This is a genomic window from Pseudoxanthomonas sp. LjRoot204_2, assembly GCF_056175765.1.
This window is the reverse complement of sequence record NZ_JBGFFG010000560.1, coordinates 1-1,868: the sequence shown is the minus strand read 5'-3', so window position 1 is coordinate 1,868 and position 1,868 is coordinate 1. Positions and strand designations below refer to the sequence as shown.

The window sequence follows — 1,868 nt, the reverse complement described above, 5'->3', positions numbered from 1 at the left end:
CCGCGGTCCAGGCAGCGACGGTGACGATGTTCGCCGTGTCCAGCTCGCCCTCGAAGTCCAGCTCGGCCTTCGTGTCGCCCTCCTGCTCCTGCTCGGCGGCGTCACCGGTCACGCTCAGCTTCACGTACTCGACCGAGTCGCTGCTGGTGGGGCGGCTGGGCAGCACGTCCAGCAGGCGCGGCGCCGGAATGACCGGGCCGTAGATGCCCGGCCGGCGATCGGACCAGGTCGGGAAGCTCTGGTCGTTGCTGTCGCCGTTGCCCTGGTTCACCAGCGCGGCGCGGATGGATCCGTCGACGTTGGCGCGGGCGTCGAACTTGCCGACCTTCATGCCGCGCGCGGCCTGCTCGGCTGCCGCCTTGAAGCTGGCGTCTTCCTGGATGGTTTGGAAGGCAGAGGCGCCGATGCTCGGGCCCATGTTGCCCATGCCGCCGCGGCCGCCCTCTGCGTCGATCTTGGCCACGATCTGCTCGATGGTGGCGATGCGGGCGCTGTAGCCTTCGAGCCCCCTCAATTGTTCGGAGACCTGGCGAAGGTTCGCGTTGACGGTCTCCACGTCTTGCCTCAGCTGATCGGACATTGCAGTGCTCCTGGAAGTTGACCGGGAGTTCTACGCCGCAGAGTGCTCACGCTGAAGGTGTTTCGTTACAACGGCCGGGGTTTCGTTACACAACGCGATGCTCGTCCTCCCAGTCGCCGCCGGGTGTGCGCCAGACCGGCAAGGGCAGCATCGCGGTCAGCTGGACCATGTCGCTGATCGCGCTCCGCAGGCGGAATGCCTTTGCACGGCATCGATCACTGCAGAACTTCCGTGGCCGGCCTTGCGCCGAGATCGCCACGGGCACGCCGCACATGCCGCAGCGCGGGCACGGTTCCTGCAGCTCGTGCGCGTGCTCGCTCAATGCCGGCTCGGCATCCGCCCGGGAATCGTCATCAGGCGCTTCGGGCGCTCGTAGTCGTCCAGGACTTGCCAGACGATCGAGGGCGCCTCCGGGTGGAACTCCAGCAGCAGCTGCATGCGCTCGCCCTGCTGAAGCGAGTGGGCGGCCTTGGCGGCGATGTCTGGCGCCTCTGCCTGCAGCTTCGCCAGCAGCGCGTCTGCCAGCGCGACGGATGAGTCGGTGAATGCGCGCGCGGCGCGGTCTATCTCGTTTTCGTTCTCAGCCACGGCGGGCCTCCTGTTGGGTCTTCTTGCGGTGACAGTCGGTGCAGATGGCCTCCAGGTTGCTGGGGTCATCGGTGCCGCCGGCGGCGATGTTCACGACGTGATCGACCTCGTGCGCGACCTGGACGCGTCCCTCGCGCGCGCAGGCCTGGCAGCAGTACCCGTCGCGCTGCAGGATCTGCTCGCGGAGCCGGCGCCATGGACGACCACCGCGGCCCTGGCCGAAGGCGTCAGGCTTCACACCCAGCTGCGCGGTCGACTTCAGGCGGTTCGGAACGGTGGGCAGCGTGCTCTTCAGCGTCGTCAGGCGTGGGCGTTTCATCATGGTGCTCGCCTGACTCGATAGAAGGGGTGGGTGATACAGTCCTGCCCGGTCCCAACGGAGCAGCGCCCATGCGAGAAGTTGATGGATTCACCCTTGAGCCGACCGCAGAGTTCATGGATCTGCAGGAGCCCGGCTGGCTTCCCCAGATCAGGGTCGTGAGGCAAGGGACTGATTTCGATGAAACCGCCCATCAGAGCGTCGAGCTCTCGCCGACGCGAGAGGAGGCGATCGAAAGGGCCACCACCTGGATGAATCGGATCACCGAGGTCAGCTATCACGGAGAGCTTCATTTCACCGAGTAGCCCCGGCTGTGTCCCATCTGTCCCAGACTGTCCCAACATCGAATTGGGACGCCGGGACAGCTGCTTGTCCCATGTC

The 1,868-nt window shown here is 66.3% G+C and carries 4 protein-coding genes; 1 reads left to right on the top strand and 3 read right to left on the bottom strand.

Annotated elements, in window-relative coordinates:
• The 3 genes from AC04L7_RS17865 to AC04L7_RS17855 all read right to left on the bottom strand — a co-directional run.
• A partial coding sequence (locus AC04L7_RS17865; protein WP_475513588.1) for a hypothetical protein occupies positions 1-580 on the bottom strand: 580 nt, incomplete at its 3' end.
• 318 nt (positions 581-898) lie between these two features.
• Positions 899-1,168, bottom strand: coding sequence for a hypothetical protein (locus AC04L7_RS17860; protein WP_435998328.1), 270 nt, complete (start codon positions 1,166-1,168; stop codon positions 899-901).
• The gene (locus AC04L7_RS17855) at positions 1,161-1,487 is read right to left on the bottom strand and encodes an HNH endonuclease (RefSeq protein WP_435998330.1); all 327 of its coding nucleotides are present in this window, start codon (positions 1,485-1,487) and stop codon (positions 1,161-1,163) included. The genes AC04L7_RS17860 and AC04L7_RS17855 overlap by 8 nt, the downstream gene beginning before the upstream one ends.
• A 71-nt stretch (positions 1,488-1,558) precedes the next feature.
• On the opposite strand from AC04L7_RS17855, the gene AC04L7_RS17850 reads away from it, so the two are divergent.
• A complete protein-coding gene (locus AC04L7_RS17850) occupies positions 1,559-1,792 on the top strand; it encodes a hypothetical protein (protein ID WP_435998332.1) in 234 nt (77 codons plus the stop codon).
• Positions 1,793-1,868 lie beyond the last annotated feature (76 nt).